At 35.5% G+C, this 5084-nt stretch carries 5 protein-coding genes; all 5 read right to left on the bottom strand.

Translation table 11 applies throughout. From position 1 onward, the window contains the following. Positions 1 to 136: 136 nt before the first annotated feature. Positions 137 to 1039: a pseudouridine-5'-phosphate glycosidase gene (locus U9P79_05000; GenBank protein MEA2103985.1), complete on the bottom strand. Its 903-nt coding sequence runs from the start codon at positions 1037 to 1039 to the stop codon at positions 137 to 139. Further along, positions 1036 to 2031 carry an HAD family hydrolase gene (locus U9P79_04995; GenBank protein MEA2103984.1) on the bottom strand — a complete coding sequence of 332 codons (996 nt, stop codon included), beginning with the start codon at positions 2029 to 2031 and terminating at the stop codon, positions 1036 to 1038. The genes U9P79_05000 and U9P79_04995 overlap by 4 nt, the downstream gene beginning before the upstream one ends. A 450-nt stretch (positions 2032 to 2481) precedes the next feature. Then, positions 2482 to 3714, bottom strand: coding sequence for an amidohydrolase family protein (locus U9P79_04990; protein MEA2103983.1), 1233 nt, complete (start codon positions 3712 to 3714; stop codon positions 2482 to 2484). 252 nt (positions 3715 to 3966) lie between these two features. Beyond that, on the bottom strand, positions 3967 to 4434 hold the full coding sequence (locus U9P79_04985) for a hydrogenase maturation protease (protein ID MEA2103982.1): 468 nt from the start codon (positions 4432 to 4434) through the stop codon (positions 3967 to 3969). After that, positions 4424 to 5032 carry a 4Fe-4S binding protein gene (locus U9P79_04980; protein MEA2103981.1) on the bottom strand — a complete coding sequence of 203 codons (609 nt, stop codon included), beginning with the start codon at positions 5030 to 5032 and terminating at the stop codon, positions 4424 to 4426. Before U9P79_04980 ends, U9P79_04985 begins: the two co-directional genes overlap by 11 nt. Positions 5033 to 5084: the final 52 nt, after the last annotated feature.

Raw genomic sequence — 5084 nt, 5'->3', positions numbered from 1 at the left:
GCTTTTCCAAAGCGTTATTCTGCAAGGATGTGCTTTTCACAAAGAGAGTTTTTATCTGATTTGAAAATAAATATGAAGAACGATTTCCCTACTTTTTCCCAAATATTTAATTTAGGTAAATTATTGCAAGCATATTTCAAAAAACTTTCGCAACTTTGCACCCCAGACGTACATTATTTTCAACTAATTTTATATTTGCCTGCAAGGATTCTCCGTCCGATAATTCCACAAGTTTTGAAAGAAGGAATGGAGTAACGGATTTCCCTGTGACGCCTTGTTCGTCTGCAACTGCAAGTGCTTGTTTTATAAATTCATCCATTACTTCAAACGGAATTTCATATTCTTCAGGTATAGAATTAGCAAGTAATATTCCATTTGAGAAACCCAATTCACGCTCATTTTTATAAAATTGAACGACTTCATCCACAGAGTCAATCCGTTTGACCTTCTGCCGTGATCTCTTAGAATAAAATGCCGGAAAGTGATTGGTTTTATATCCGTAAACAGGAACACCAAGTGTTTCGAGATATTCAAGAGTCTTTGGAATATCGAGGATAGCCTTTACACCTGCGGAAATGACAATTACGGGGGTGCGTGAAAATTCTATCAAGTCTGCGGAAACATCGAAAGTTTTTTCGGCGTTTCGGTGAACTCCCCCAATACCTCCTGTGGCAAAAACTTTTATCCCAGCGAGATTTGCTGCGATCATTGTTGCAGCCACAGTTGTCGCTCCGATTTCTCCTTTTGTAAGCACATTACTAAAATCAGATCTGGAAACTTTTTTTACATCAGGTGCTTTGGCGAGGAGTAGGAGGTCTCCATCATCCAAACCAATTTTTATTTTACCATTCATCAAGCAAATGGTTGCTGGTATTACGCCCCTTTGACGGGCAATGTTTTCCAAATTTTTAGCAACTGCCAAGTTTTGCGGATAGGGCATTCCATGAGAGATGATTGTAGATTCGAGAGCTAGGATTGGTTTATTGGTTGTAATTGCCTTATTTACTTCCGGGCTAAAATCAAGCAAATTTTTGTTCATCTTTTTTCTCCTGCAAAAATTATCCGAAAATCATTTTTCATACTAACGATCTTCCAACCATTTTTTTTACAAATTTTTAATAGCTTTTCCTTAGAATATTCATATTCGCGTTTGGAATCATCATGATCCAGAACAAGTTGTATATTGGGTAAATTATTACTAAAAGAAAGTTGTAACATTTGTAAATCACCGTTAGAATTTCCAAAGGCAAATATCGGTTTTATCCCGATTCTGTTTTTAATATTCAATGCTTTAATCGTGTCTGCATTTATGCTTTCAAATTTGTTATCCCGAATAAATTTTACGGCAGAGTCGGAATATTGGAACGAAAGTTTAATCTCAGAACCAATGATAAAGTTTTGGGGAATATAAAGATATTTTTCGCAAAAAGCTCGGATAAATCCTTGTGTAGAGCCGGATACAATGTAAACTTGAAAGCCGTATGCGTGTAAATATTTTATCAAATTTATCATCGGGACGTAAAACAAATTTCTGTAGGGGATATCATTATCAGGATTTATTTGTTTTTCAAAAAACAAATCAACAGATGCGATATATTCTTGCTGGGTTTTTCCAAAATGATCCGGTCCTATTAGCTCATCCGGATGATGCCAGAGATATTTCAAATTGTTTTCTGCTATCGCTTTGTATGGTTGAATATTAACTAAATTTGAATCTTGTGAGATTTGCTTTTTCAGATGCTCAATCGCCATCAAAGCACTAACATACATGGGTCTTTCGCAAAGTAAAGTTCCATCTAAATCAAAAACAGCTATGCGTTTGGATTGAGGAACAAAATTTGGATTGCCGGGATTAGATACATTTTCAACAAATTGGACAATTTCACTTTTAACCGCAGTATTATTCCAAGTTGTTAACTCATCAAATTTTTGTTTTCCAACAGATTGATTTATCGAACAACTTACCAGAATAAGCAACAACGCCGAAATAGGATAGAAATATTTTATTCTTTTTCTTAAATAATGTTTCATATTATTATATTTTTTACCATGAGACTCTATTTAGAGCCCATCCGTAAACTCTGAAACCTTGCGGATGGTTGGAAACCTCCGCAATGGTTGAAATTGTAAACGACCACCTTTGCGGAGGTTGCGGATAACAAATCCCATTGAAAAGTAACCATCCGCAAGGTGCTTAAAAATACTACTTTACGGATGGACACTATTTAGAGCTTGTCCGTAAAGTACTATTTTCGACCTCACCCCGACCCTTCCGCCAGCTGGCGGAGAGAGGGAGATAAAAGTTCCCCTTCTCTTTAAAGAGAAGGGGTTAGGGGATGAGTTGTAAAAAGGATGAAGAATATATTTTACTTGATATACTAGTTTACGGACAGACACTATTTAGAATCGGCACGAATCAATTTGCGCCAAGTTTTGTAGGGGGATGTTCCTTGACAAATTAATATTTTTTATATTGTCTGATTATTTTCTTAGAACTTTACCTTCACCCATAACAAATCGCGGGAAAGAAGCAAGATAAAGGGGATTTTTATCCCAAACGAGCAAACTGGCTTTTTTGCCTTTTTCAATCGTTCCATACTCGTCTTCAATTCCAAGAATTTTTGCATTTTTGTATGTGATAATCGAGATCGCCTCCTCCTCTTTCATTCCGAAGATCATAAAGAATTTAAGACTATCACGCAAAGCAGTAGTCTGAATTACAGGATGATCCGTCATAAGTCCGTAAAATGCTTTTGATTTCATTAGGAGTTCGGTATTCTGGTAAAATGCGTGTTTCAATTCTACTTTGTATGCCAGTGAGCCGAGCGGTCCATAAACGATTGGAATATCATTTTTTGCGAGCTCATTAAAAATTTCTTTATGAAAAACATCACCGGTATGTTCAGCAGTTACCTTGAGTCCATATTTTTTTACCAATTGGATGAGATAAAGCACATCGTCTTCTTTGTGGACATGAACTTTTGCAACCTTTTTACCGGAAAGAAGTTCAAACAAAGCATTTTCTTCCGGATTGAATGCCAGTTCATATTCCTGATTTATGATTTCTTTCTCTATTTCAAAATCCTTTTTAGAAAGTTTCTTGTCCTTATTATTTTGCTTTTTCTTCAGTTCAATCAACTGTTTTTGCCTTTTCAGTTCAGTCTTTTTCTTTTTGATAAGTAGGTTGTCTAATTTATCCTCGAGAAGAGAGTAGATTCCCATTCTTGTGTTGGGTCGTTTTCCTTTCCACATCGTAGTGGAACGTGGATTAAAACCGAGAGCCATCTTGAAACCATAATCTTTTATTAAAGCTTCATTGCGATTCTTTGCAAAAATCCTAATAACTTTTGCTCTTCCACCGATCAGGTTTCCGCTTCCCGGTACACTGCAAGTATAAAGAACGCCAAAATCAACCGCATCGAGCATTGCTCTGTCATCAAAATAAATACTATTCAGCGGATCGTTATTTGGAGTTATTTGATCAATTATATCGTTTCCTTCCGCTTCATCTCCGGGTTCTCCTTCCCGAATCAAACCGATGTGTGAATGACCGTCAATAAAGGCTGGAGTTACATAACCTTCATAATCCGCTTTGATCTTCTTGGATACAACATCCACGATTTTATCGCCTTCGACAATAACCGTTTTGTTTTCATATTTGGTTTTGCCATCGTACAAGACATTTGCACGAATTACAGTTTGTTTCTTAGTCACTTTTCCTCCTGAAAATTTATTTGGATTTTTGTTAAAAACATATTTTTGACCAATTATTGTCAATGAAAAAGGGTAAAAGTTTTTAAATTATCGTATTCCCCAAGATTGAATTTAAAAAAAGAAAAGTATTTTTCTCTTTCCAATGGAATTCAAATCAAAATATCTCTCGGTGCCTGCGGTATTCTTTGACTACCTTCTGTGGAATGATTTTTCCTTTTTTATTTTACAGGGTGGTTAATCTTTTTTATAGTTTCAATTAAATAATTTTACGAATTCATCAGCAGATTCCAAAATGTCACCGGAAATTCCATCACCGAGTTTCGTATCTTTCACACTCACGCCGATAACTTTGATATTCACATCAAAAGATTTTTGAAGGTATTCGATTATTAGCAAAATCGAACTTGTGTGAGTTGAGGTGGCAAAGGTGCTAATATCATTTTCTGAAAGAAGAGAAATTGTTCCGACCTTCTCTTTATTTTTTACAGCATCTATAAAAATGATAAACTCGGGCTGTAGTTGAGTCATAGTTGAAAGATAATTTTCGGGAGTAGTATTTGCAATTAGAAAATTAAAATTTTTTATGGAAAATTTTTGTAGATTTTCGACAATATAAAGACCAACAGCATCATCACGACGTCGTTTGTTTCCTAATCCTACAAATAAAGTTTTCCTATTTTGTACTTTTTTTATGAGATTTTTTATATTATCAGAAAACATCTTCAATTACGACGCGTTGCCTACATTTCGGACATAGTAATTTGTAATAATCTTCCCTACGCAATTTATCTTTGATTTTTGATTCGGGCAATTTGTAATTTTTCTGCTGGATTCTGGCAAGCAGATTTGGATTTGCATAAGCTTTTGCTCCGAGTCTTTCGATAATCCAATCCAAATGATCAACAGGAGCGATAATTTCACCGCAATTTTGACAAACAAGGACATCTTTTTTGATTGTCATTGTATCTGCACTTTTATCTGAAGAAAATACAGCCGTAACATATTCGTTAGACTGCTTTATTCCATCACCTGTTATGCAATGTTCTACGCATTGCCCACAATAAATGCAATGGGAATAATTTATCGTCAGAGTTCTGGTTTTATCTTCTTTAGAATCTACTACATCAATTGCTTCCGCAGGGCAAACTTTTGCACAGGTTCCACAGCCAACGCATTTATCCTCATCGTATTTAGGTTTTCCTTTGAACTCTTTTATCGGGGCATACGGTTCTTTTGTAAATGGGTATTTACTCGTAACCGGCTTTGAAAATAAAGAACCGATCGCTTCTTTCAATTCACGCAGTTTTGGTAAAATCATTTTATTCTCCTTTTGGATTTAGCCACAAAATCACACAAAAAGGCACAAAATT

The organism is Candidatus Cloacimonadota bacterium, assembly GCA_034661015.1.
In the GTDB taxonomy this organism is placed as follows: Bacteria; Cloacimonadota; Cloacimonadia; order JGIOTU-2; family JGIOTU-2; genus JAYEKN01.
The sequence above is the reverse complement of the archived record's forward strand: the minus strand, read 5'-3'. Positions and strand labels throughout refer to the sequence as shown.

Excerpts from the sequence above, each read along its gene's own strand:
- U9P79_05000 (MEA2103985.1), bottom strand. The coding sequence starts at position 1,039 with ATGAACAAAAATTTGCTTGATTTTAGCCCGGAAGTAAATAAGGCAATT.
- U9P79_04995 (MEA2103984.1), bottom strand. The coding sequence starts at position 2,031 with ATGAAACATTATTTAAGAAAAAGAATAAAATATTTCTATCCTATTTCG.
- U9P79_04985 (MEA2103982.1), bottom strand. The coding sequence starts at position 4,434 with ATGTTTTCTGATAATATAAAAAATCTCATAAAAAAAGTACAAAATAGG.
- U9P79_04980 (MEA2103981.1), bottom strand. The coding sequence starts at position 5,032 with ATGATTTTACCAAAACTGCGTGAATTGAAAGAAGCGATCGGTTCTTTA.